This is a genomic window from Limnoglobus roseus (assembly GCF_008254045.1).
Lineage (GTDB): Bacteria > Planctomycetota > Planctomycetia > Gemmatales > Gemmataceae > Limnoglobus > Limnoglobus roseus.
In genome coordinates this window covers 3,932,539-3,955,916 of sequence record NZ_CP042425.1, presented here as the reverse complement: position 1 = coordinate 3,955,916, position 23,378 = coordinate 3,932,539, and the positions used below count along the sequence as shown (strand labels likewise).

The 23,378-nt window shown below is 68.6% G+C and carries 19 protein-coding genes; 9 read left to right on the top strand and 10 right to left on the bottom strand.

Annotation, left to right across the window (positions count from 1 at the left end):
- Positions 1-60 precede the first annotated feature (60 nt).
- Both PX52LOC_RS16420 and PX52LOC_RS16415 read left to right on the top strand, forming a co-directional pair.
- Positions 61-3,285, top strand: a complete 3,225-nt coding sequence (locus PX52LOC_RS16420; RefSeq protein WP_149111128.1) for an efflux RND transporter permease subunit — start codon at positions 61-63, stop codon at positions 3,283-3,285.
- Positions 3,278-4,624, top strand: a complete 1,347-nt coding sequence (locus PX52LOC_RS16415) for an efflux RND transporter periplasmic adaptor subunit (protein WP_149111127.1) — start codon at positions 3,278-3,280, stop codon at positions 4,622-4,624. Before PX52LOC_RS16420 ends, PX52LOC_RS16415 begins: the two co-directional genes overlap by 8 nt.
- Before the next feature lie 55 nt (positions 4,625-4,679).
- Here PX52LOC_RS16415 and PX52LOC_RS16410 read toward each other — a convergent pair whose 3' ends face one another.
- Positions 4,680-5,111, bottom strand: coding sequence for a winged helix-turn-helix transcriptional regulator (locus PX52LOC_RS16410; RefSeq protein WP_149111126.1), 432 nt, complete (start codon positions 5,109-5,111; stop codon positions 4,680-4,682).
- 98 nt (positions 5,112-5,209) lie between these two features.
- Between PX52LOC_RS16410 and PX52LOC_RS16405 the strand changes: the two genes are divergently transcribed.
- The 4 genes from PX52LOC_RS16405 (at position 5,210) to PX52LOC_RS16390 (ending at position 7,394) form a co-directional block, all read left to right on the top strand.
- Positions 5,210-5,716, top strand: coding sequence for a hypothetical protein (locus tag PX52LOC_RS16405; RefSeq protein ID WP_149111125.1), 507 nt, complete (start codon positions 5,210-5,212; stop codon positions 5,714-5,716).
- Between the two features lie 235 nt (positions 5,717-5,951).
- Positions 5,952-6,371: an organic hydroperoxide resistance protein gene (locus PX52LOC_RS16400; protein ID WP_149111124.1), complete on the top strand. Its 420-nt coding sequence runs from the start codon at positions 5,952-5,954 to the stop codon at positions 6,369-6,371.
- Between the two features lie 63 nt (positions 6,372-6,434).
- Positions 6,435-7,148: an SDR family NAD(P)-dependent oxidoreductase gene (locus tag PX52LOC_RS16395; RefSeq protein WP_149111123.1), complete on the top strand. Its 714-nt coding sequence runs from the start codon at positions 6,435-6,437 to the stop codon at positions 7,146-7,148.
- 27 nt (positions 7,149-7,175) lie between these two features.
- Positions 7,176-7,394: a tautomerase family protein gene (locus tag PX52LOC_RS16390; protein WP_149111122.1), complete on the top strand. Its 219-nt coding sequence runs from the start codon at positions 7,176-7,178 to the stop codon at positions 7,392-7,394.
- On the opposite strand, the gene PX52LOC_RS16385 is transcribed toward PX52LOC_RS16390, so the two are convergent.
- From PX52LOC_RS16385 to PX52LOC_RS16355, 7 genes are all read right to left on the bottom strand, one after another.
- A complete protein-coding gene (locus PX52LOC_RS16385; RefSeq protein WP_149111121.1) occupies positions 7,383-8,459 on the bottom strand; it encodes an NAD(P)H-dependent flavin oxidoreductase in 1,077 nt (358 codons plus the stop codon). The two genes, PX52LOC_RS16390 and PX52LOC_RS16385, sit on opposite strands and share 12 nt — an antisense overlap.
- A 175-nt stretch (positions 8,460-8,634) precedes the next feature.
- A complete protein-coding gene (locus PX52LOC_RS16380) occupies positions 8,635-9,075 on the bottom strand; it encodes a GatB/YqeY domain-containing protein (RefSeq protein ID WP_168219036.1) in 441 nt (146 codons plus the stop codon).
- 120 nt (positions 9,076-9,195) lie between these two features.
- The gene (locus tag PX52LOC_RS16375) at positions 9,196-9,879 is read right to left on the bottom strand and encodes a transposase (RefSeq protein WP_149111119.1); all 684 of its coding nucleotides are present in this window, start codon (positions 9,877-9,879) and stop codon (positions 9,196-9,198) included.
- Between the two features lie 695 nt (positions 9,880-10,574).
- Complete coding sequence (locus tag PX52LOC_RS16370; protein ID WP_149111118.1) at positions 10,575-11,195, bottom strand: hypothetical protein; 621 nt, start codon at positions 11,193-11,195, stop codon at positions 10,575-10,577.
- A gap of 99 nt (positions 11,196-11,294) precedes the next feature.
- The gene (locus PX52LOC_RS16365; protein ID WP_149111117.1) at positions 11,295-11,933 is read right to left on the bottom strand and encodes a cyclase family protein; all 639 of its coding nucleotides are present in this window, start codon (positions 11,931-11,933) and stop codon (positions 11,295-11,297) included.
- Positions 11,917-12,132 carry a hypothetical protein gene (locus PX52LOC_RS16360; protein ID WP_149111116.1) on the bottom strand — a complete coding sequence of 72 codons (216 nt, stop codon included), beginning with the start codon at positions 12,130-12,132 and terminating at the stop codon, positions 11,917-11,919. The genes PX52LOC_RS16365 and PX52LOC_RS16360 overlap by 17 nt, the downstream gene beginning before the upstream one ends.
- Positions 12,133-12,522: 390 nt before the next feature.
- Positions 12,523-14,505 carry a HEAT repeat domain-containing protein gene (locus PX52LOC_RS16355; protein WP_168219035.1) on the bottom strand — a complete coding sequence of 661 codons (1,983 nt, stop codon included), beginning with the start codon at positions 14,503-14,505 and terminating at the stop codon, positions 12,523-12,525.
- Between the two features lie 82 nt (positions 14,506-14,587).
- Here PX52LOC_RS16355 and PX52LOC_RS16350 point away from each other — a divergent pair, with 82 nt between their 5' ends.
- Both PX52LOC_RS16350 and PX52LOC_RS16345 read left to right on the top strand, forming a co-directional pair.
- Positions 14,588-16,108 carry a reverse transcriptase family protein gene (locus tag PX52LOC_RS16350; RefSeq protein ID WP_149111114.1) on the top strand — a complete coding sequence of 507 codons (1,521 nt, stop codon included), beginning with the start codon at positions 14,588-14,590 and terminating at the stop codon, positions 16,106-16,108.
- Positions 16,105-17,085, top strand: coding sequence for a formylglycine-generating enzyme family protein (locus PX52LOC_RS16345; RefSeq protein WP_149111113.1), 981 nt, complete (start codon positions 16,105-16,107; stop codon positions 17,083-17,085). Before PX52LOC_RS16350 ends, PX52LOC_RS16345 begins: the two co-directional genes overlap by 4 nt.
- A gap of 164 nt (positions 17,086-17,249) precedes the next feature.
- On the opposite strand, the gene PX52LOC_RS16340 is transcribed toward PX52LOC_RS16345, so the two are convergent.
- The gene (locus PX52LOC_RS16340; RefSeq protein ID WP_149111112.1) at positions 17,250-19,727 is read right to left on the bottom strand and encodes a WD40 repeat domain-containing serine/threonine protein kinase; all 2,478 of its coding nucleotides are present in this window, start codon (positions 19,725-19,727) and stop codon (positions 17,250-17,252) included.
- The gene (locus PX52LOC_RS16335; protein WP_149111111.1) at positions 19,724-20,332 is read right to left on the bottom strand and encodes an ECF-type sigma factor; all 609 of its coding nucleotides are present in this window, start codon (positions 20,330-20,332) and stop codon (positions 19,724-19,726) included. The genes PX52LOC_RS16340 and PX52LOC_RS16335 overlap by 4 nt, the downstream gene beginning before the upstream one ends.
- A 321-nt stretch (positions 20,333-20,653) precedes the next feature.
- Between PX52LOC_RS16335 and PX52LOC_RS16330 the strand changes: the two genes are divergently transcribed.
- The gene (locus tag PX52LOC_RS16330; RefSeq protein WP_390637545.1) at positions 20,654-23,338 is read left to right on the top strand and encodes a beta strand repeat-containing protein; all 2,685 of its coding nucleotides are present in this window, start codon (positions 20,654-20,656) and stop codon (positions 23,336-23,338) included.
- Positions 23,339-23,378: the final 40 nt, after the last annotated feature.

The window sequence follows — 23,378 nt, the reverse complement described above, 5'->3', positions numbered from 1 at the left end:
ACCCGTCGCCCCGCTTCAGGGGTTAAATCAACAGTGCCCCTCCACCCGTCGGACCTCGCGATGAACCCGATCGCCACCGCCCTGCGCCGCCCGGTTACGGTCCTCGCGTTCGTTCTCGGAACGGTGTTCGCCGGTGTTCTCGCCTATACGCGGATGAAGGTGGACATCTTCCCGGCCCTGAACCTGCCCGTCATCTACGTCGCCCAGCCCTACGGCGGGATGGACCCGCAGCAGATGGAAGGGCTGATCGCCAACTACTACGAGTACCACTTCCTCTACATCGGCGGCATCCACCACGTCGAATCGAAGAACGTCCAGGGCATGTCCCTGATGAAGCTCTTCTTCCACCCCGGCACCGACATGGCCCAGGCGATGGGCGAGACGGTCGGGTACGTGAACCGCAGCCGGGCGTTCATGCCGCCGGGGACGGTGAATCCGTTCATCATGCGGTTCGACACCGGCAGCGTGCCGGTCGGCTACCTCGTGATGTCGAGCGAGTCGAAGACCATCGGTCAGATTCAGGACCAGGCGCTGTTCAAGGTGCGGCCGATGTTCGCGGCCATCGAGGGCGTCTCCGCCCCGCCACCGTTCGGCGGCAGTCAGCGCACCGTCGTCGTCCGGGCCGACCCCGACCGCCTTCGCGCCTACGGCCTCTCCGCCGACGACGTGGTCAAGAAGCTCACAGAGGGCAACACCATCGCCCCGTCGGGCCAGATTCGGGACGCGACGCGGATGCCATTAGTGCCGACGAACGCGATGGTCGTGCAGCCCGCCGACCTCGGCACGATCGAGGTCAAGCCCGGCGTCCTCCTCCGCGACGTGGTGAAGCGCGACCCCGTGACCGCCCGGCCGTTGATCGACGACGCCAGCGACATCCCGACCGGGTACGCCCTGGTGAACGGCAAGCGGGCGGTCTACATCCTGGTGACGAAGCGGGCGAACGCCTCGACACTCGACGTGGTCGCCAACGTCCGGGCGAACCTGCCGAAGATGCAGGCCGAACTGCCGGACGACATCAAGGTGAGCTTCGAGTTCGACCAGTCGCCCTACGTGACGAACTCGATGAAGGGCGTCGCCGTCGAGGGCCTGATTGCCGCGGCGCTCGTCGGCCTGATGGTGCTGCTGTTCCTCCGCGACTGGCGGAGCGTCATCGTCGTCGTGCTGAACATCCCGTTCGCGCTGGTGGCGGCGCTCGTCGCCCTCTGGCTGACCGGCCAGACGATCAACCTGATGACGCTCGGCGGCCTCGCGCTGGCCGTCGGCATTCTCGTGGACGAGGCGACGGTCGAGGTCGAGAACATCCACCGGCAGCTCGAACAGACCTATTCCGTCGCGCTCGCCGTCCGCCGCGGGAACCAGGAAACGGCCGTGCCGCGGCTGCTCGCGATGCTGTGCGTGCTAGCCGTGTTCATCCCGTCGTTCGTGATGGAAGGGGCGGCCCGCGGCCTGTTCCTGCCGCTCTCGCTGGCCGTCGGCTTCGCGATGGTCGCGAGCTACGTGCTCTCCAGCACGTTCGTCCCGGTCCTCTGCGTGTTGCTGCTGAAGAAGCGCCATCACCCGGCACCGACGGAAGCGGGCTCGTACTCGCGGTTCTTGGCCGCGATCACCGCGAGCCGGTGGCTGCTCGTGCCCGCGTACCTCGGCCTCATGGCGGTCGTCGTGCTCGTCCTCGGCCCGCGGCTCGGCACGGAGATTTTCCCGCAAGTGGACGCCGGGCAATTCCAACTCCGCCTCCGTGCGCCGACCGGCACGCGCATCGAGCAGACCGAGGCGATCACGCAGGAAGCGCTCCGGTTCGTCGGCGACGAGGTGCGCGCGTCGGGCGGCGACGTGGCGATCTCGCTCGGCTACGTGGGCGTCGTGCCGTCGAGCTATCCGATCAACGCCGTCTACCTCTGGATGGGCGGCCCGCACGAGTCGGCGATCCGCGTTTCGCTCAAGCCGGGGTCCGTCCGCGTTGACGAACTGAAGGCCCGGCTTCGCGAGAAACTGCCCGCCCACCTGGAAGCGTGGACCGCCGCGAAGTGGGCGACCGAGGGCGTGCCGGCCGACGTGGCGAAGAAGCGGGCCGCCGAGATTCGGCTTTCGTTCGAGCCGGCCGACATCGTGAACGAAGTGATGAGCTTCGGCTCGCCGACGCCCATCGAGGTGCAAATCGCCGGGGCGAACGTGGCCGCGAGTCGGGCGTATGCGGAGAAGATTCGCGCGGAGTTGGAGAAGGTCGCCGGCCTGAAAGACCTGCAATACTCGCAGCCGCTCGACTACCCGACGGTCGAAGTCGTGGTGGACCGGGAGCGCCTCGCCGCGACCGGCGGCACGGCCGCCGACGTGGCCCGCGCGGTCACGCCGTTCACGTCGTCGAGCCGGTTCACGGTGCCGAACTACTGGCGGGACCCGGCCAGCGGCATCGGCTACCAGGTGCAGGTCGAGGTGCCGTACACGCTCATCACTTCGCCGCAGGATTTGGAACTCATCCCCGTCCTCGGCACCGGCTCGGACCGCGTGCTGGTCCGCGACGTGGGGGCGGTCAAGGAAGGGGCCATGCCGGGCGAATACGATCGGTACAACATGAAGCGGGTCGTCACCCTCACCGCGAACGTCCAGGGGCGCGACCTGGGCGGCGTGGCCGCCGACGTGGCGGGCGCGATTTCGGCCGCGGGCGAAGTTCCGAAGGGCATCGCGGTCGATGTCCGCGGCCAGGTGACGCCGTTCAACGAGTTGTTCCGCGGCCTGACGTTCGGCCTTGCCGTCGCCGTCGCCGTCATCGCCTTGCTTCTGACCGCCTACTTCCAGTCCCTTCGGCTGGCGCTCGTCGCGGTCGCGTCGGTCCCCGCCGTCCTCGCCGGCGCGGCGCTGGCCTTGTTCGCGACGGGGTCCACACTCAACCTGCAATCGTTCCTCGGCGCGATCATGGCCGTCGGCGTGGCGACGGCGAACGCGATCCTGTTCGTGACGTTCGCCGAGCGGTCCCGCCTGGCCGGCCGGACCGCCCGCGATGCCGCTACCGACGGGGCCCGCACGCGGGCGCGGGCGGTCCTCATGACGAGTTGCGCGATGATCGCCGGGATGCTGCCGCTGGCCCTCGGCCTCGGGGACGGTGGCGACCAGACCGCCCCGCTCGGCCGGGCCGTGATCGGCGGCCTCCTCGCTTCGACGTGCGCGACGCTGCTGGTCCTGCCGGCGGTGTTCGCCCTGGTGATGGGCCGCGCGTCCACCGCGTCGCCGTCGCTCGACCCGTTCGACCCGGCCAGCCGCCACTACACCCCGGAGACGCGCGATGCGTAAATTTCTTCTGCTCGCGTCACTCGCAGTCGCCGGCGGTTGCAATCGCTCAACACCCACCGCGACGGCCCCCGTGCCCGCCACGGCGCCGGTCGTCACCGTGGTGAAGCCGCAACGGAAGACCGTGCAGCGCGTCGTCGAACAGCCCGGGACGGTGCAGGCGTTCGAGGAAGTGACGCTGTTCGCCAAAATCCCCGGCTACGTCCGCGCGCTCTCGGCCGACCCGGACAAGGCATCTCATTCCGAACACGACCGCCTAATCGACATCGGCAGCCGCGTGAAGAAGGACCAGATTCTCGCCGAGTTGTCGGTGCCGGAGTTGGAGGAAGAGTTCAAGCAGAAGGAGGCGACCGCCCGGCAGTACGCGGCCGAGGTGCAGCAGGCGACGAAGGCCCACGCCGCCGCGACCGCCGGGGTGACGGCCGCGAAAGCCCAGGTGGCGGAGGCGAAGGCCGGCCTGACGCGGGCGCAAGCCCTCTACGACCGATGGCAGTCCGAGGCGACGCGGGCCGCGAAGCTCGTCACCGGCGGCGTTATCGACGCCCAGACCCGCGACGAGACGGTGAACCAGTTCAAGGCGGCCGAGGCAGGTAAAGCCGAGGCCGATGCGAAGGTCACGTCAGCCGACGCGGCGGTCGCGAAGGCGCAGGCCGACGCCGAGAAAGCCATCGCCGACGTGACGACCGCCGAGGCCAGGCTCGACGTGGCGAAAGCTGACGTGCGGCGGGTGGACGCCCTCCGCGGGTACACCCGCCTGAAGGCTCCGTTCGACGGCATCGTCACGCGGCGGGCCGTGAGCGCCGGCGACTTCACCGCCGCCGACGGCAAGCACAGCCTGTTCGCCGTCGCCCGCATCGACCCGGTGCGGGTCGTGTTCCAGGTGCCCGAAGCCGACGCCGGGCTGGTGACGGCCGGGCAAGACGTGAAGCTCGCGCTGCAAGGCTTGTCCCCAGGCGGCACGGGGAAGGTCACGCGGACGTCCTGGTCGCTCGACCCCGGCTCGCGAACGCTCCGCGTCGAGGTGGACCTGCCGAACCCCGAGGGGAAGGTTCGCCCCGGTACGTACGCGAAAGTCCGGCTGACGGCCGACGTGCCCCCCGACTGGTCGCTGCCGGCCGCAGCCGTCGGCAAGGCGAACGACGAGGCGGTGGTTTACCTCGTCGAGGATGGCAAGGCGGTCCGCGTCGGTGTGCAACTGGCCCGCGGCGACGCTCAGACAACGCAGGTCCTCCGCTTCAAGCGATCCGGCACGACCGCGTGGGTCGATTTCACCGGGACCGAATTGATCGCGACGCCGTCCGCAAGCCTCTCCGATGGCCAGCCGATTTCAGTCGGTCCGTGATTGTTCGAACAGAGATATCGAGACCCGCACGGCCGCCGAGGAACGCCAGGACCGTTTAGTCCGCGGCCGGCGGGACCAGCCGCACGTCGTTCGGATCGAGTTTCCGTCCGTCCTCCGAGCGAAACTCCAGGCGGGCCGGCTTCCCTTTCTTGGCATCGACCAGCGCGAACCCGGAGTCCTCGCACGCCGCCCACTGCCCGAGGGCCACCACGACCGGCAACAGGCCGCGGCCGCGATTGGTCAGCGCGTACTCCTTGTAAGCGCTCCCGTCCGCCGCGGGGATCGTCTCCAGCACCCCGGCCGCGACCAACTTCCGAAGTCGGTCCGTCAGGATGTTCTTCGCCACCCCCAGGCCCTTCTCGAATTCGCCGAATCGCCGCCGCCCGATGAAGGCGTCGCGGACGATCAAGAGCGACCACCAATCCCCGACCACGTCCACCGCCCGCGCCACCGGGCACGTGTCCCCTGCGAAACTCGTGCGTTTCATGACCCCCTCCAAAAACCCGCAATCAAGTTGCAAGATGCGACCACACCTTCAGTATATCCAGTCAGTTGCAATGTGCAACCGATAGCTTGGAGAGAGCCATGACCGTCTTCACCCTTCTGCACACGATCATCAGCGTCCTGCCCGTCGGCCTCGGCCTGGCCGCCTACGCCCGGCGCGGGGCGATCGATCCGAAGACCCGACTCGGCCGGTGGTACGTCGGCACGATGCTCGCAGGCACGGTTACCGGATTCGGATTCATCCTGACCATCGGGTTCACCCCCGGCCAGGCGCTCGGTCTTCTCACGCTCGCCCTTCTGGCGATCGGCACGCTCACCCTGCGGGGCAACTGGCGGAAGGCCGGGTACACCCAGACAGTCGCCCTGTCGGCCAGTTACCTGCTGTTGTGGGTCTTCCTCACCACCGAAACGCTCAAGCGGTTCCCGACCGGCAAGCCGTTCGCCTCCAGCCCCGCTGACCCGGCGCTGATTCCGGTCCGTATTGCCCTACTGGCCGCGTTCGTGATCGGCGTCACGTTCCAGGTCTTGAAGATTCGCATGTCCACCCGGCACGCTCAGAAGGTGACGACGGCTCGCCTCGCAGCGTAAGGCTCCGCTTCCTGCGGGCCGTCACGTCGGCGGCTCGCTCTTGTTTGCGTCTCTCGATTTCGGAGTACCGAACTACATCACCGGCCGGCGACAGACCTAATTCGTGACCGGGATCGACCTGTTCGTCGATGGCGGCATGGCCCAGGTGTAATGCAGGGCGCTGTAGCGTAAGCGAGTGTCCGGCCCGAACGCTTATTCAACCAAGAACCATTCCTCAACTTGAACGGAGAATGTCATGGCGACTCAAATCGACAAAGTGTTGTACACGGCCAAGACCCACGCCACTGGCGGCCGGGACGGCGCAGCCCGCAGTTCGGACGGCCGCCTGGAAGTAAAATTGTCGTCGCCGGGCGCGATCGGGACCGGGACCAACCCGGAACAACTGTTCGCGGCCGGTTGGTCGGCCTGCTTCATCGGAGCGATGAACGTGGCGGCCAGCCAACTGAAGATCACACTGCCCGCCGACCGGGCGATTGACGCGGAGGTGGACCTCGGCACGAACGACGGCGGATACGTCCTCCGCGCACGGCTCAACGTCAGCCTGCCGGGGCTGGATCCTGAGGTCGCACGGAAGGTCCTAGACGCCGCCCACCAGATTTGCCCCTATTCCAAGGCCACTCGGGGCAACATCGACGTTACGATCAACCTCGTCTAAACCAGAACGGCCGGCCCGCTCGCAGCGGTCCGGCCCTCTCACTTTCACCTTCGGAGGTGTGTCATGAATGCCGAACGGAAAGTCGCCGTAATCACCGGCGCATCTCAAGGCATCGGTGCCGGACTCGTGCGGGGGTACCTCGACCGCGGCTACCGGGTCGTGGCCAACTCGCGGTCCATCCAGCCGGACGCTGCGACGGAGGTTCTCGCCGTCCCCGGCGACATCGCCGACCCGGCCGTCGCTCAGCGGGTGATCGCCGAGGCGGTCGCAAAATTCGGGCGGGTGGACACCCTGGTCAATAACGCCGGCATGTTCATCGCCAAGCCGTTCACCGAGTACACGGCGGAGGACTTCGCGCGGAAGACGTCCCTGAACCTGGCCGGGTTCTTCTACGTCACGCAGGGCGCCGTCCGCCAGATGCTCGCGCAGGGCGGCGGGCACGTCGTGAGCATCACGACGACGCTCGTAGGCCAGCCGGTGAAGGGTGTCCCGTCGGCGCTCGCGTCCTTGACCAAGGGCGGTCTCGACGCGGTCACGCGGTCGCTAGCGATCGAGTACGCGGACAAGGGCATCCGCGTCAACGCCGTGGCCCCGGGCGTCATCGAGACGCCGATGCACAAGCCCGAGACGCACGCCTTCCTCGCCGGGTTGCACCCGACGGGGCGGATGGGCACGGTTCAGGAGGTGGTCGACGCGGTTCTGTACCTAGAGTCGGCCAAGTTCGTGACCGGCGAAACGCTGCACGTGGACGGCGGGGCGCACGCCGGCCACTGGTAACCCCGAACTCATTCCGGAGAGACTTCGATGCCGATCGTGACCATTCAGATCACCCGCGAGGGGACGACGCCGGAACAGAAAGCGGCGCTCATCAAGGGAGCCACGGACCTGTTGGTGAACGTGCTGAACAAGCCGCCCGCTCTGACGTTCGTGGTGATCGAAGAAGTGGAGTTGGAGAACTGGGGCGTCGGCGGACTGCCCACGCCCGAATACCGCCGACAGTTCGCAGAGAAGTCAACTCCGTGATTGTTGGGCCAACGCTTCGTCCATCTCGCGTCGGAGACAGGCGACCAGTTCGGCCGCGGGGAGCGCACGGGCGAGCGGGGCTCCCTGCCCGGCCCACTGTGCCCCGTACCCGAACTCGCCCGCCGCCTTCGCGGCGGCATGCAGCGCCTTTCCCGCGTCGTACGCGATCGGATAATCCGGCACGGTTCCCGTTGCGGCGTCCGCCCCCAGTGCCGTGAAGCGGTTGGCGAGGCAGCGGGCGGGCCGGCCCGAAATCGCCGCCGTCATCACCGTGTGTCCGGCGGCGGGGCCAAGGAGGGCGGCCCGAAAGCCGGCGTCGGCCGACGACTCCGGGCAGGCGATAAACGCCGTACCGAGCTGAGCGGCAGCCGCACCGAGCATTAATGCTGCGGCGACTCCGGCCCCGTCCATGATGCCGCCGGCCGCGATTACGGGCAGGTCGAGCGCTTTTACCAGCAACCGCGTCAGAGCGATCGTTCCGAGCCGGTCGTCCGGTGCGGCCGGGTAGAACACTCCTCGGTGTCCGCCCGCCTCGTACCCTTGCGCGACGACGGCGTCGATCCCGGCCGCGGCCGCCGCACGTCCTTCCTCGACGTTCGTGGCGGTGGCCACGAGGACGCACCCGGCCGCGCGCAGGGCGTCGATCCGATCCCGACCGGGCAGGCCGAAGTGGAAGCTGACGACCCGCGGCCGCTCGGCCACGAGAACCGCCTGCATCGCATCGTCCGCAACGAAACTGGTGTAGATTTCTCGCAGCCCGGCCGGGGGCGGAGCCCGGTAGCGGCCGAATTCCGGGGCCAGGCGACTGATCCAGGCGGCTTCGCGGGCTGGGTCGGCCGTCGCCGGGGCGTGGCAGAAGACGTTCACGAGGAAGGACCGGTCGGTCTTCGCCCGGACGGCGCGGATCATCTGCCGGGCCGTTTCGGCATCGACCGCTCCAACGCCAATGGAGCCCAGGCCGCCGGCATTTGACACGGCAGCGGCCATGTCCGGCGTCGAAACTCCGGCCATCGGAGCCTGAATGATCGGGCTGTCGATCTCGAGTTTGTGGAGAAACGGATACACGCGACATGCCTCCCGGGCGTTGAGAATAGGGTAGCCGGTCCGCTACCGAAAGGGAGGCGCAGGGGGGGGGGGCCGGATCGCACAGGTCCTTCCTGCACGAAATCAACGGGGTCGCGCACCAACAACTGTTTGCAGCGGCGTTCGAGCATTGTGCGCCGATCCGCCGCTCGCTTGCTCAGGCCCGAACGGCGGCAACAACCGCCTTCACGTCGTCCGGGCCGGTCGTCGCGCCTCGGGCCTTGAGGGCCTTCATCGCCACCCCCATGGCCTGCCCGTCGTTCTTGGCGGCCCGGAGTTCGTCCCGCAACGGAGCCAATGCGGCCGCGATCGCCTCCCGGTCCCACGCTTTCGGGAGGAGGGATTCGAGCAGGGCGAGTTCGACCTCGCGCGGGGCCGTGTCACGGCCGGCCTGTTTGGCCAGCGGAATGGTCTCCTTCAGGCCGGCCACCGTCTTCCGGACGACGCCGAGGACGATCTCGTCGGTGACCTCCCCCGTGCGACGGACGGCCTCGGTCTGGGCCTCCCCCAAGATGGTCCGCAGAGTGTCGCGGGTCAACCCGTCTCCGCCCCTGACGGCGGCGATGACCCGAGCTTTGAGTTCGTCATGCAGACTCACGGTTGTCCCCATGTTAAGGCCAAGAACGGACAGGTGTCACGAGACATCTATTGTAAAGGAGGCCACACTTGGTGGTTCGGTTCGGGCCAGTGAATGATCGAGGTCATTTCGCTTTAAGAGCTAACGGAAAAAACCATTCGCCTGATGTCGCAAGAAGATTAGGGACGGAGGCAAGTTGAACCCACCCGAGGTATCGCTGGCCGTCCCGGTCGAACCGGCGGCCGACGCGGCCAAACGGGGCGAGCATCGCGTGCCCTCTCTCGACCCCGGACCGCACCTGCCCGCCCGCGGCCGGCGGGGCCCGGCCGCGGGGCGATCATGCGGAAGCCGGCCGCCGCGGCCCGCACCCGGGCCGGCCCGCTCCCGTACCCGCCGTCCCCGCGAACGCGGGGTAGGTCCCGGGGGCCGGGTCGGCGTTCGGCCGGTCCGCCGCGGGCGGATGACAAAGTCGTCAACGACGGCCCGCGTTTGCATGCCGTCGTTGACGTTGGCCGCCGCCACCACCGCCCCGAGCGGCAGCCCGCGGCCGCCAGTCGCCAGGTGGATGGCAGTCCCGGACTTGGTCCGATCGGCCGGGTTCGGGCCGGTCAAGGTGCCCCTTTTTGACGGCCTCTTGGAGCCGTCGATGAGCACCTGGTCCCAGTTGATGCCGTGCAGGTCCTGATACCGGTCGGCCAACGGCTGCCAGGCCGTGCGGAAAGCGTCGATGGCCAGCCATCGGTCGGGCCGGGTCTTGATGGCCTTGCCGCATGGGAAGCCAGGGGGCACGAACTCCCACCCGATGCCGGTGATGAGCACATACATCAGGCCGTGCAGGCAGGCGTGGTTGCTGGCCGGCGGCCGGCCCTCACCCGACTAGACGACGGGTGGCAGGATCGGCTCGAAGATCGCCCAGACGGACTCCGGCAACTGCCGGGCAAGCGAGGACAGGCGCATCATCGTGACCCGTGGAGGTGGACACCATCCTCCCTCCGACGGGCACGTATCGCAAGGTTTTTTCCGCTAGCTCTTAACATAGCCGAGACATTTGAGTTGGGAATCTGTTCTACTCGGACACCGGGTAGGATTCGTGCAGGAGTAGTCTTCGGACGCGACCCATCTTCTGAAGCGACAAAATCCCAGAAAACAAGCCGTTCTCGGATGGCCAGAAAGAAGAGTCACGCCTGAAAGTTCGAAACCTGTTGTCCCGGGAGTTCGTCAGGCCGGTCGCAGAAGTTTGGACCGGCGGGTTAACGGAACCGGCCGAGAACACCCGCTCTCGGCCGTCCACATTTCCCCAACTTGTTTCCAAATCTTTCGCACATTTATCGATGTCGCGGCCAGAGTCTCGAGTTCGCAAACCGCAATCGAGCGTGCGAGGCGAAACGCTTGGGTTCGTCTCGCACCCCGAGACACTCGCTACAAAACTCTCGGAGTCTCGGGTTAACTGTACCCGGGGTAAACAGCCGGATAGCTACTTCCTCCGTCTCCCAGCCACTGAGCTACTCCGGCGAGTGCGATCAATTCCAACGGGTATTCCGGCCGAAGATGAGAACCGTCAGCACGAACAGCCCCATGCCCCCGCCCACCGCCAGCGGCGGTCCGCCACCGAACATTAATGCCTCGGTCGGCCGGCCGGTGACGTAGAGGCCAACACTCGCCCCGAGCACGGCGGTGATGACCGTTACGAGCTTCCAGAGCGACCGGACCCGACTGCCTGGCGTGGCCTGCCAGATCGTCCCGAGGACGTACACTAGTGCCGCCGCGTCGATCACCCATGCCGCGAAAAGGGCGGCCCGAACTCCGGTGGTTGACGGCTCCGTCATTGCTCCCGGCCGCATCGCGAATGCCGCGCCGCCGACGGCCATCCAGGTTACCCACGAGAAGACCGCGGCGACCCACAGGCGGCCCCGGCTCAACCGCCAGCCCCACGGGATCAGGTAGCCGGCCGCCCGGTTCCGCCACGTGATCTCGCCGACCCGGCTCGTGCGGAGGAGGGCCGCGCCGAGGGCGCACGCCCCAGTCGTCACCCCGGCCCAGATCAGGATCGCCAGCCCAAGGCTGCACTCCCCACCCAGCCAGTAGCACGTGCTCGCGACCGCGGCGATCAGGACAGCCCGGATGATGTAGAGGCGGATCATGTAGAGCCTGGCACCCTTCGGTGGTGGGGAATCGTGCGCCAATTTCGGCGAGCGACGGCCGAGAGGCGAGAGCTAGAAGGTGGGGCTCTCTCGCCCCGCCTACGCCGGGGAGACCAGGACCGCTCGGAGCGGCGAGGCGTCCGCCCCGACGAGTTTCAGCGGCAGGCCGGCGAACTCATACCGGCCCGGTGGAACGTCGTCCAGCCACAGCCCTTCCACGATCAAGATTCCCGCCCGGCCGAGGGCGTGGTGGTTGTCCAACGCCTCCGAGTCGAGGGCGTCTACCGACGGCACGTCCACGCCGATCAAGAAGACCCCGCGGGCCGCCAGCCATCCGGGCAGCGTCGGCTCCATCACCGGGATCGCTGCCGGGAATCGTGCGGTGTCCGGCCACCCGCCCGTCCGGAACAGAACCCGCGGCGTGGCCGAGAAGCCGAGAGCTTCCACCCGCGGTTGCCACGCGCTGGCCCCGCGGACGTCCACCACCCACGCCGGCCCGAGGAACAGTTCCGGTCGTAGGCGATCGACCGTTTCGCCCGCGTCGTCGAAGTGGAACGGCGCGTCGCAGTGCGTCGCCGTGTGGACACTGCCCGAGATCGCGCCGACGTTCGCGCTCGCCCCGGCCGCCTTCCGCCCCGCCAGGTCGAAGGTGAAGGGCACGTCCCCGGGCCAGACCGCCGTGTCGGCCCCCACGGGGCGGGAGATGTCCAACACGCGGCGGTCAGGTGACGGGGGCATCGGCGTCCGGGAGTTCGTGGTGGGCGGCGTCCGCCAGGATCATGTCCGGCGGGCGGAAGTCCGGAACGACGCCGCGGAGGCGGAGAGCCCGCGACAACTTCGCCGCGCCGGGGTAGGTGAACGTGACCGTGCCCGCCGCGACGCCCTGCCTCGCGTGGGGGCACGATCCCGACGCTGTGCCGAGCTTCCCCGGCGTCACGGAGGCTGGCTTCGGCGGCGTGGCACAGCAGCCCGAGCGAGTTGCCGTGGAGGTAGGCGCCGGGCGACTTCGCGAACTCGCCGACAAACCAGGCCAGTTCATCGGTCGCGTCGAGACGGGCGGCCGTGGTCATGCAGGAATCATAGCCGAACCGGGCGAAAGAGCGCTGACCGAGCCGGGGATAGGGGGTATAGTATCCGTGCCTTGCCCGCGCCGGAGGTAGCGTTGACTGCGGCGATACGCCGTGGACGAGTCCGGGTTCCCGGACACACAGTCGGAAGTGCCGAGCACTTCCGCCCCCTCGGCCGTCTTGACAGGTCAAGCACGCCCGAGGGGGTCATGACGGGAGGTAAGTACCTGCGCGGGCAAGGCATTCCTCTCCGCTCGATTTCATAGCATTCGCACCAGTCGCTCGAACACCTTCTCGTGTTGGTACAGTTTCGCCCCGAACGCGCGGAGGTCATCTCGTCGGCCCGGGTCGAGTTCCGGTTCGCGGAGGGCGGCGAGATTGTCTCGCAACTGCTCCACGGTCGCCGGAGCCGACCAACAGGCGGCGACTTGCGGGAAACTCAGCGTGTACCGATAGCAGTCGGCGGCGGTCGGGGGCGTCAGGCCGTGCGTCGGTTCCAGGAGACGGCCGTAGCACAGGTTGTTAAACGTGATAAGGGTCGTGCCCGGCGGAACGGCCGGGAATAGCTCCGTCTCCGCGCCGCGGTGGGCGGCACTGTGCCGGGCCATGACCACGTCCCACCCGTCGGCCATCGCGCGAACCAGCAACGGGCGGCGGTGCGACGACAGTCCGACGGCTGCGATCTTTCCTTCGGCCCGCAACGCGGCCGACGTGTCCCGCACGTCGTCGGTAAGTCGGTCCCACGACTGCACCCAGAACAGGAAGAAGATGCCCAGGCGTTCGACCCGGAGTTCCCTCAAGGCCCGCTCGACGTCGGCGCGGATGCGACGGCCGTCGGCCTCGAAGGTTCCCGCGACGAAGTGGAACGGTCGCCGGTCGGAAGCTGACAGCCGAGAACTGAACGCCGTGAGGGTGGCGTAGTTCGGCTCCCAAAAAAACCAGTTCACTCCGGCGGCCGCGGCCTCGACGAACCCTTCCACCGGCAGCAGGTAGTGGCCCGAAACGCCGACGCGGGACACGGCGATTCGGTCCGGCCCCACCAGAGTCGTCGCCACACCCGCACCCAGCGGCGCGACCAGGGGTGGGAGCGAAGGCTTGGCAACCGTCGGCGGCGTCCAAGGGTTCAGCGGTTCGACTTCCCAGATGGGAACCTTCGCCAGCCGGCCGGCCGCTTCAATGACGTGCCACGACGTTTCCGATGTCGGCTCGGCCACGATCCCCGCGGCAGTTGTCGGCGTCAGAGCCGCGGCCCGTTGGAAGGGCGAACCGGCGATCGCTTCCAGAGGTTCCCGTTCGCCAACCGATCGCCGGCCGAACGGCCCGGTCGTTAGCTCGTGCTTCCGCTCCTCGTCCAGTCCGTCGAGCAGCCTCTCGATCGCCGGTTCCGCCCCATTCCGCGGGTCGGCCCGCAGCGCGAGGACGGCTCGGTAGTGGTGCGACTCGCCGTGCTCTCGGATGGCACTCACCGCCGACTTCCACACGCGACCGTCCTCGTGTCCGGCCAGGAACGGCATCGCGTTGACGTGGGCCGCGCGTTCGGCCGCGGTCATCCGCTTGAGCCTCACCGCCAGGACCGCCGCGTCCCAGTCCCAAAACGGGCAGACCGCGAAGGGGTCCGGCGCGCCGAAGGCGGTCCCGTCGCCCGGTTCGCGGCCGGTCCACCGGTAGGTCAAGTAGGCAAGCAAGGCGTCGCGGCGTGTGCGGTTGATGCCCTCCTCGAACTGCTCGATCGCCAACCGACAGTTGATTTCTTGCTGGTCCGTTTCCGACGCTCCCCACGCGGTCAACACTCGGCCGAGGGCGTGCCGCACCCGCCAGTGTGGGTCGTCGGCGGTCCGCAGAATTTCCCACCGTCGTTCTCTGCCAACCGCGGCCAATGCCGTCAGCGCCGCTCGGCGGTTGACCCAGGACGGGTCGGTCGTTAACAGTTTCACGACGGCCGAATCGAGTTCGCGGTCGTCGAGCCGATCCATCGCGTGGATCGCGAACTGGCGGGCAAGCGCGAACCGACTGCCGGCCGCGCGTCGGACGGCCACGCGGCTCAACGGGGTGTCCCGCTCCGCCAGCGCCCGCAGAGTCGCGACCACGACCGCCGCGTTCGTTTCGGCTACGGCCAACTCAAACAACCCGTCCAGGACTTCCGCGCCCCCGTGCTCGCGGGCGGCCTCGACGGCTGCCAGAGCGGCACCCGCCGTTCGGAACGCCCGCGTGACGTTGAGGGGATGATCGTCGGGAACGCGCATCGGCCGTTGCATCTCGGGGACGGGCTGGGTATCGTGCCACTATTATCCACGGGCCGACGCGACCCGCCAGGGCGAACCCGACATGACCGACACCCCGACGTGGCTGCTCCACGCACTGCCCGCAAACGCCGTCGTGGACGAAAAACTGAACGCCACGCTGTCGGCACTGGCCGCGGCGTTGGCCGACAACCGCGACAAGCCGCTCGTCACGGCCGGCCTGTTAACAGAAATCCAGGGCCACCTCGCGCACGCCCAACCGTTCGCCGCCTACGAGGCGGCGGTGAACGGCATCGCCGGCCAGGTCTGGCAATTGTTCGAGGCCGTCCACCAGCGGCAAAACCGCCCGGCGAAATTGGCCTTCCTCAACTTGGTCGTACGCCACCTCACACCCGGGGCCTTGGCCCAACTCTGTCGGCGGTGGGCCAAGGACGCCGACCCGGCCATTCGGCGGGCCGTCGGCCGGGTGATCGAAACGGGTGCGATCCACGAGGTCGCCCTGCCGGCCACGAAAGATGGTGCGTGGTCGCCGGCCGGATGGCGGAAGGGGACCGTGGAAGTCGATCTGAGCCGGCACAAGGTCGGCACGGCGGTGCAAGAAGCGAACAGCGTCCCGCCCCTCGCGAACCTGCGGCAGCTCCGCGAGTTGCTCGGCATCCGCTCGGCGAAACAACTCGGCTACTTCCTGTTGGCCAGCGACAAGGATGACGGCCCGTACACGCGGTTCACGGTCCCGAAGCGCGGCGGCGGGGAGCGGGTGATCTGCGCCCCGAAGCCGCAACTGAAGTGGGTGCAGCGGCGGATTCACGAACGGATTTTAAGCGGCGTCCCGCTCGCCGACGCGGCCCACGGGTTCGTCCCCGGCCGGTCGATCGTGTCGAACGCCGCCGCCCACGTCGGGGCCGCGGTGGTGGTGAAGTTCGACTTGAAGGACTTCTTCCCGACGATCCACTCCTACCGGATGATCGGGCTGTTCGCCCGCATGGGGTACTCGGTCGGCACCGCAAAAATTGCCACCGCCGACGAGTCGGCCTCGGTGGCCCCCGTTCTCGCCCGATTGTGCAGCTACACGCCGGACCCGCGGGCGTGGGGGAAGGCCCACGCCCCGCAGGGCGCGCCGACCTCGCCGGCCGTGAGCAACCTGATTTGTCGCCACCTGGACGCGCGACTGGGCGGGCTGGCCCGGAAACTCGGCGGGGTTTACACGCGGTACGCCGACGACCTGACCTTCTCGTTCGCCGCGACGGGTATAGACCTCGGACGGTTCCGGTGGTGGGTCGATCAGGTCTGCCAGCAGGAAGGCTTCGTCATGAACGCCGACAAGTTCCGGGTGATCCGCCGCAGCCAGCGGCAACTCGTGACGGGCCTGGTCGTCAACGACGGCGTGCGGCCGACCCGCGAGCAGCGGCGGGCCTTCCGGGCCGTCCTCCATAACTGTCGGCGAAACGGCGTTGTAACGGAAGCCCGCGGCGACCCGCGTTTCTCCCAGTACCTTCGCGGGTTCGCCAGCTACCTCCACATGGTTCGCTCAACCGAGGGGGCCGACCTCGTCCGCCAGGTGGCGGAGTTATTGGACCCACCGGGCGGCGGGGAGGACAAGCCGTGAGCGACTCGAACGACCCCGCCTTGCCGTCGGCCCCGACGCTGGTCGCGTTGGAACGCCTGCTGACCGCCCCTCCGCCCACCGCCCTCGGCGGGGAAGCCTGGCGGCTCATCACCGCCGCCCTGGGTCATGCCGACTTTTACGCCGTTCTCGACTACGCCCTGGACGCCGGTCTGGTGGAACCGTGCGGCGTGTTCGACCCCGGCCGCGAGCCCAACCTGACCTGGGTGAATCCGATCGACGGCTCGGAAATGGTTTGGATTCCCCCGGGCCGGTGCATGATTGGGCCGGACAGGGTGCCCGCCGAGATGACCGGCTTCTCCCTGGCCCGCCACCCGGTCACGAACACGCAGTTTGCCCGGTTCCTGGCGGCCACAGGGTACACGCCGCCGGCCGATGGCGACGCGGCCGTGGGTACTGACGGGTACGCGAACGGCGCGTTCTTGGAACACTGGATCGGCCGCACTCCTCCGAAAGAACTGCTCGACGACCCGGTGGTGTACGTGTCATACCGGGACGCCCTGGCGTACTGCGCGTGGGCCGGCCTGAGCGTGCCCGGCGAGTTCCAGTGGGAGAAAGCCGCCCGAGGTCCCGACGGGCGGACGTACCCGTGGGGAGACGCCAAACCCGCGCGGCGCGGCGTCGCCCACTTCGGCAGTCGCGAGACTGTCGCGGTCGGCCAGTACACCCGCTCCCGGAGCCCATACGGCTGCGAGCAGATGGCGGGCAACGTGTCGACATGGTGTCAGCCGGGTGACGCGGACCGCCCGGGCGAACGGCCCCCGCCGCGACCGACCGTCGCACTACTCCACGTGGGCCAACCTCTCCACGCGGCCGTCCGCGGCGGGGCGTTCAAGCGGGCAGGTCCCGAGACGCTGCGGGCGTTTCACCGCCGCCGGTTGTCGGTGGCCCGCCGCAACGACTGGGTTGGGATTCGCCCGTCGTTCCCCCTCCCCGTCCGCCCAGCGAATGCGGACTGACGGGGGCGGGCGGGGGATCGCTGAGCGAAGCCGCTTCGTCGAATGATCTCTGCTTTCCCCGTCATCCCGGCCACGTACTGCGATCCACCCGGAGGTTCCCGCGCGACCCGACCTCGGCGGCGCTGACGATCGGGGCGAGGGGGCAGTGGCCACTGCCCTCGGGTTTAGTCCGGCTCCCAGAGTTGGACCGGACGGTCCAACCCGGCGCTCGTGGCCAGGAGTTGTCCCGTGGGCGAAAACGCCAGACTATAGAAGGTCTGATCCGCCGTCAGGGTTTGCAACGCCCGCCGCGTCTGGCCCTGGAACAGCCGGGCCGCGTTGTCGCGACAGCCGACGAGGGCGGTCGCCCGGTCCGGCGAGAGGGCCAGGCTGTAGGCGTTGGTGTCGCCCAGCGATACCGTCGGGAGCGCGTCCCCCCGCCGCCAGGCGAGCAGATTTGCCGGCGGCGCTTCGCCCTGCTTCGTAACCGCCAGGAGCGTCTCGCCGTCCGACAGGTAGGCCAGCCCCCGGACCGGCTTTCCGGTCGCCGCCGAAAGGGTTTGCACCCGCGTCCGCGTTGCCAGTTCCCACACGTTGACGGAACCGTCATCCGCCCCGACGACGAGATACTTCCCATCGAGGGTGAACGCGAGGGCGAAGACGGCGATCCGGGCGTCGGTCAGTTCGCCCAACGGTTGACCCGACCGGGCGTCCCAGAGGAACACCTTCCCCTCGTAGCCGCTGGTCACGAGGAGATCGCTCCGCGGCTGAAAGGCGAGCGCGCAGACGCCCTGAGCGTGCGCTTCGACATCGCAAATGTCCGCACGCCCGGCGACGTCCCAGAGCGTCAGCTTTCCGGGCACCTCGTGGCCCCAGTAACCCGTCGCCCAGGCCAGCCGCTGCCCGTCCGGCGAGAACGCCACGCACGCGCCCGGCCCGGCCGGTAACTCTCGATCGAGCACCAGCCGCCCTTCCGCGACTTCCCACAGGCACAATCGCCCCGCGGGCGTCGGCCCCGCCGTTTCATGGTTCCCGCACGCGCCCGCGAGCAGCCGACCGTCGGAGGAGAACGCCAGCCCGTATGCTCCCGCGTGTTCGATCGGGAGGGAGAGCGTCTTCGACTTCTTCCAGGCCAGCGGCGACGCGGGCGGTTGGGCCGGCGACGGGCCTTCCCGCAACGGACCGGACCGGATGACCAGGTACGACGTCAGGCCGATCGCCACGACTGCCAGGAGAATTCCGAATCGAACGGGCGTCCTCCGTTTCCGGGCGGGTCGCGTCGGCGGCGCATCGAGAACCGGGGCTGAATCGAGCAGTGGCGAAATCACCGGAATGTCGCGATGACTGACCGCCGCCAGCTCGGCAGAGGCTTCGGCCGGCGTCTGGAATCGATCCGCCGGGTCCTTCGCCATCAGCCGTGAGACGATCTCTCGGACGCGGCGGGGGACGTCCGGCCGGAGCCGGGCCAGCGATTCCGGTTCCTCGATCCGGTGGCGGACGCACTTGTCCAGGATTTCACCGCCAGGAAACGGCGGCCGGCCGGCTAGCAGGAAGTAGAGCGTGCACCCGAGCGAGTACAGATCGCTCCGGACGTCGGCGCGGCCGTCGGCCTGCTCGGGGGCCATGTAATCGGCGGTGCCGACGATCGTCCCTTCCGTCGTCGACGAGCCGGCTGCCGGCCCTTGGCGCAACCGGGCCAGGCCGAAGTCCAGAATCTTCAACGTCTTCCCGCAGCGGATCAAATTCCGCGGCTTGAGATCGCGGTGGACAAGCCCCCGCTCGAACGCATGTTGCAACCCCAGGCACGCCTGCCGGGCGTACTCGCAGGCTTCCGCCGGGGGGAGCGGCCCGCGTTGTTTCACCAAGTCGTGGAGCGTCACCCCCTCGCACAGCTCCATGACGAGAAAAAGCTCCCCGCTCGCCTCCTGGGCGTCGTGAACGACGACGACGTTCGGGTGACTGAGGTGGGCGGCGGCCTGGATTTCCGCACGGAAACGGCGAAGAGCGGTTGGGTCGTCCGCCGCCTCCGGGCGAATCCGCTTGACGGCCACGACGCGGTTCATGATCCGGTGCCGGGCCTTGAACACCAAGCCCATACCACCAGTGCCGAGGGGTTCGAGCAGAACGTACTCGCCGAGGACAAGTTCGTGCGGCCGCCCGGCCAGGAGGCGCTGAGCCTGGAAGGCCGTCAGCCACCCGCGATTCACGAGCCGGTCGGCCAGGTCCGTGACCTGGCGGGCGTGGCCGGCCTCTTCCACCGCCGTCACGGTTTGCGACGGGTCAAGAATCCCGTTGTCACGAATCGCGTCGAGGAAAGCGGGCAGTTGCACCGGGGCGACCGTCGGGAGCGATCGCGTGTCCGGGGCACCGAGGTGGTCCGCCAGCCAGCCCGTGTCCAGATCGGGAAAGCGGTCGCCGTACTCGTTAACCCGCGGCTCGTCGCCGACCGACCGGCGATGGTGGACCTCGACGAGCAGCAACTCCCGAAGGAGGACCGGGCGGGCGGGAACGGGGCCGCCGGCGAGGAAGGTTTCCAACCGCGGCGGCGGGTCGCCTCGACGAACCGCCTTCCATTCGGCCTCGAACCGGCAGCAAATCTGGTCCACTTGCCGGGCCAGTTCCGGGGGCAAGTCGGGTCGCGTGTCGGGAGCCGGGCCGTTCACTCGCCGCCCTCACTCTCCCAGAGTTGGCGGATGAGTCGCAACCGTCGCTCGACGGTCGTCACCGCGCACCCCAGGCGTGCGGCGATCTCGCCGACGCTCTCGCCCTCCATCCGCCAGACTGCGATGGACCGCAGCCCCGGGTCGTCGAGTCGGGTCAACAACCGCTGATACTCCTCGGCCATCTCGGCGGCGAACTCTGGCGTCGGCTCCCGGCCGGGGACCTGGTCGAACCCGCCCGCGGTGGACTCGCCGGGCCGGGTCAGCGCGTCCCCGGTCAGCACGGCCCCGCCGCCGCGCTTTAGCCGCCGCTCGTCGCGGGCCAGGTTGATAGCCTTACGCTCGGTTAGCGTCACGAGCAACCGCCACAGGTCATCGCGGTCGTCGAGCCGGGGGAAACGGCCCCGCGTTGCCCCATCGCACAAGTTGCAGAAGACGCTGAGGGCGACGTCTTCCTCGTCGGCCGCACGCCGCGGGTGGCTCTGAAGCCGCACGCGGGCCAAGCCGACGAGCCGACGGAAGTACCGTTCCCACAACTGCTGGGCGGCCTCCCCATCCCCGTCCCGAAGCTGGGTCAGCCAATGGGTGACGGACTCCTCCGACGACATCAACCGACCCCTCCCGTGTGTACACCACCCGACGGCGGCTCATTCCCGATCGACGGCCGGTGCGGATGGCGGAATTTTCACTGGGCGGGTGAAGGGCCACGGCGACAGACGGTGATTACCACCCCATCTCCGGTCGCGTGTCGGCCGCCCGAGGGGGGCGGCCATCGACGTGCCCCAATTAACAGGACCTGATCCGTGGCTTCCTACTCGTTGTATCGCCTGCTGAAACAAACGGCCTCCCGCACCCGGACCCGCACGGCCCACAAGACGCCGACAAAATTTCGTTCCTTCCTGGCCCTCGAACCACTCGCCGACCGGATTGTGCCGACGGTCACGGCGACGTATGCGTCCGGCGCACTCACCGTTTTTGGCGATGCTGCCGACAACGCCATCAGCGTGAGCCGTAACGCGGCCGGCGATCTCCTGGTGAACGGCGGGGCCGTCCACGTCCTCGGCGGCACGCCGACGGTGACGAACACCGTGCAGATCAGCGTCTTCGGCCGGGGCGGGAACGACACGATCACGCTTGACGAGGGCAAGGGCACGCTGCCGAAGGCGCAACTCTTCGGCGGGGACGGCAACGACACGCTCATCGGCGGCAGCGGCGACGACCAGTTGTTCGGCCAGGCCGGCAACGACGTACTCCAGGGCAAGGGCGGGAACGACCTCCTGTTCGGCGGGGCCGGGAACGACACCCTGACCGGCGGCAGCGGGAACGATCAAGTCTTCGGCGAAGCCGGCGACGATTCCATGACCTGGGACCAAGGCGACGGGACCGACACGGTCGAGGGCGGTGCCGGCGCCGACACCGTCGTGGTGAACGGCGGGAACGACGCCGAGCAGTTCACCACGACCCCGAACGGGACCCGCGTCCGGTTCGACAGCGTCTCGCTGACCCCGTCCAGCCTGGACATCGGCACCGTCGAGAATCTGACGGTGAAGATGAACGGCGGGGATGACACGTTCACCGGCTCGAACGGCTTGGCCGCGCTCGTCGCGCTGACCGTGGACGGCGGTGCGGGCAACGACACCATCATCGGCGGCGACGGTAGCGATGTCCTCCGCGGCGGCGACGGCAACGACACCATCGTCGGCGGCCGGGGGACCGACGTGCTGCTCGGCGGGGCCGGGGACGACACATTCACCTGGAATCCGGGCGACGGCAGCGACGTCATCGAAGGCCAGGGCGGGGCCGACACGCTCGCCTTCAACGGGGCGAACATCAACGAGAAGTTCGACGTCAGCGCGAACGGCTCCCGCGTCCGGTTCACCCGCGACGTGGCCAACATCACGATGGACCTGAACGGCGTCGAAACCATCAACCTGACCGCCCTCGGCGGGGCCGACTCGATCCACGTCGGCGACCTGACGGGGACGGGCGTGACCGGCGTGAATCTGAACCTCGGTGCCGCCGACGCGGCAGCCGACACCGTCACTCTGGACGGCACCGCCGCTGGCGACGACATTCGCGTCTTCGGCTCCGGCACGTCGGCGTCCGTCACGGGGCTACCGGCCCTGGTGAACATTGCCAACGCCGAGGGGGCGAACGATTCGTTGCGCGTGAACGGCCTCGGCGGGGCCGACGGCCTGGACGCATCGAGCCTCCCGGCCGGGGTGGTCCGGCTGACGCTCGACGGCGGCGACGGCGACGACACCGTCCAGGGCAGTCAGGGTGCCGACGTGCTGTACGGTGGCGACGGCGACGACACCGTCGACGGGCGACAGGGCAATGACGTGATCTTCCTCGGCGCAGGGGACGACGCGACCACGTGGAACCCGGGCGACGGCAGCGATACCGTCGAGGGGCAAGGCGGCGCTGACGAGTTACTCTTTTTCGGCAGCAACGTCGGCGAGAATTTCAACTTCACTGCGAATGGTAGCCGCGTGCTCCTGACCCGCGACGTGGGCAACGTCGTGATGGACCTTAACGACATCGAGCGTGTCGAACTGCGGACGGCCGGCGGGGCCGACAGCGTCACCGTCGGCGACCTGACCGGCACCGACCTGACGGCGATCGAACTCGCCCTGCGGGGGCCGGACGGCGGACCGGACGGGCAGGCCGACACGGTCACCGTCAACGGCACCCAGGGGGCGGACGCCATCTTCGTCGGCGGCGACGGCGGCGGCCTTCGGGTCACCGGCCTGGCGGCGACGGTCACCGTCTTCGACCAGGACCCGACACTCGACCGGCTCACGGTCAACGGCCTCGGCGGCGACGACACGCTGAACGCCCAGTCCCTGCGGGCCGACTCCGCGTTGCTCACCCTGAACGGCGGCACCGGGGTGGACACGATCATCGGAAGCGACGGCAGCGATACGATCATCGGCGGAACAGGCAACGACGTGCTGTTCGGCGGGGCCGGGGACGACACGTTCACCTGGAACCCGGGCGACGGCAGCGACACCATCGAGGGCCAGGGCGGCACGGACGCCTTGGTGTTCAACGGGGCGAACATCAACGAGAAGTTCGACGTCAGCGCGAACGGCTCCCGCGTCCGGTTCACCCGCGACGTGGCCAACATCACGATGGACCTCAACGGCGTCGAAGCCATCGACCTGTCGGCGAAGGGTGGGGCGGACGCAGTCCACGTCCACGACCTGACCGGGACGAACGTGACTGCGGTGAACCTGGACCTCGGCGGAGCGGACGGGGCAGCGGACGTTGTCACGATCGACGGGACGGCGGAGGAGGACAACGTCGTGGTTTCCGGGGATGAGACCGGCGTCAGCGTCCTGGGGCTGTCGACGCTGATCACCGTCACGGGCACGGAGACGAACAACGACACCCTGATCGTCAACGCCCTCGCCGGGGACGACGTGATCCTCGGCTCGGGACTGACGGCCGGGGCGCTCGCGTTCGTCGCCAACGGCGGGGACGGCAACGACGTGCTGATCGGCGGGGCGAACGTCACCACGCTCCTCGGCGGCCTCGGCGACGACGTCCTGATCCGCGGCTCCGGGCTCACGATCGAAGACGGCGGTCCGGGCGACAACATCCTGATCTAATCCGTGTGACCGCCGGGCGGCAGCGTGCCGCTCGACGGTC

Coding starts and splice junctions, on each gene's coding strand:
- PX52LOC_RS16420 (WP_149111128.1), top strand. CDS start 61: ATGAACCCGATCGCCACCGCCCTGCGCCGCCCGGTTACGGTCCTCGCG.
- PX52LOC_RS16415 (WP_149111127.1), top strand. CDS start 3,278: ATGCGTAAATTTCTTCTGCTCGCGTCACTCGCAGTCGCCGGCGGTTGC.
- PX52LOC_RS16410 (WP_149111126.1), bottom strand. CDS start 5,111: ATGAAACGCACGAGTTTCGCAGGGGACACGTGCCCGGTGGCGCGGGCG.
- PX52LOC_RS16405 (WP_149111125.1), top strand. CDS start 5,210: ATGACCGTCTTCACCCTTCTGCACACGATCATCAGCGTCCTGCCCGTC.
- PX52LOC_RS16400 (WP_149111124.1), top strand. CDS start 5,952: ATGGCGACTCAAATCGACAAAGTGTTGTACACGGCCAAGACCCACGCC.
- PX52LOC_RS16395 (WP_149111123.1), top strand. CDS start 6,435: ATGAATGCCGAACGGAAAGTCGCCGTAATCACCGGCGCATCTCAAGGC.
- PX52LOC_RS16390 (WP_149111122.1), top strand. CDS start 7,176: ATGCCGATCGTGACCATTCAGATCACCCGCGAGGGGACGACGCCGGAA.
- PX52LOC_RS16375 (WP_149111119.1), bottom strand. CDS start 9,879: ATGTATGTGCTCATCACCGGCATCGGGTGGGAGTTCGTGCCCCCTGGC.
- PX52LOC_RS16370 (WP_149111118.1), bottom strand. CDS start 11,195: ATGATCCGCCTCTACATCATCCGGGCTGTCCTGATCGCCGCGGTCGCG.
- PX52LOC_RS16365 (WP_149111117.1), bottom strand. CDS start 11,933: ATGCCCCCGTCACCTGACCGCCGCGTGTTGGACATCTCCCGCCCCGTG.
- PX52LOC_RS16355 (WP_168219035.1), bottom strand. CDS start 14,505: ATGCGCGTTCCCGACGATCATCCCCTCAACGTCACGCGGGCGTTCCGA.
- PX52LOC_RS16350 (WP_149111114.1), top strand. CDS start 14,588: ATGACCGACACCCCGACGTGGCTGCTCCACGCACTGCCCGCAAACGCC.
- PX52LOC_RS16335 (WP_149111111.1), bottom strand. CDS start 20,332: ATGTCGTCGGAGGAGTCCGTCACCCATTGGCTGACCCAGCTTCGGGAC.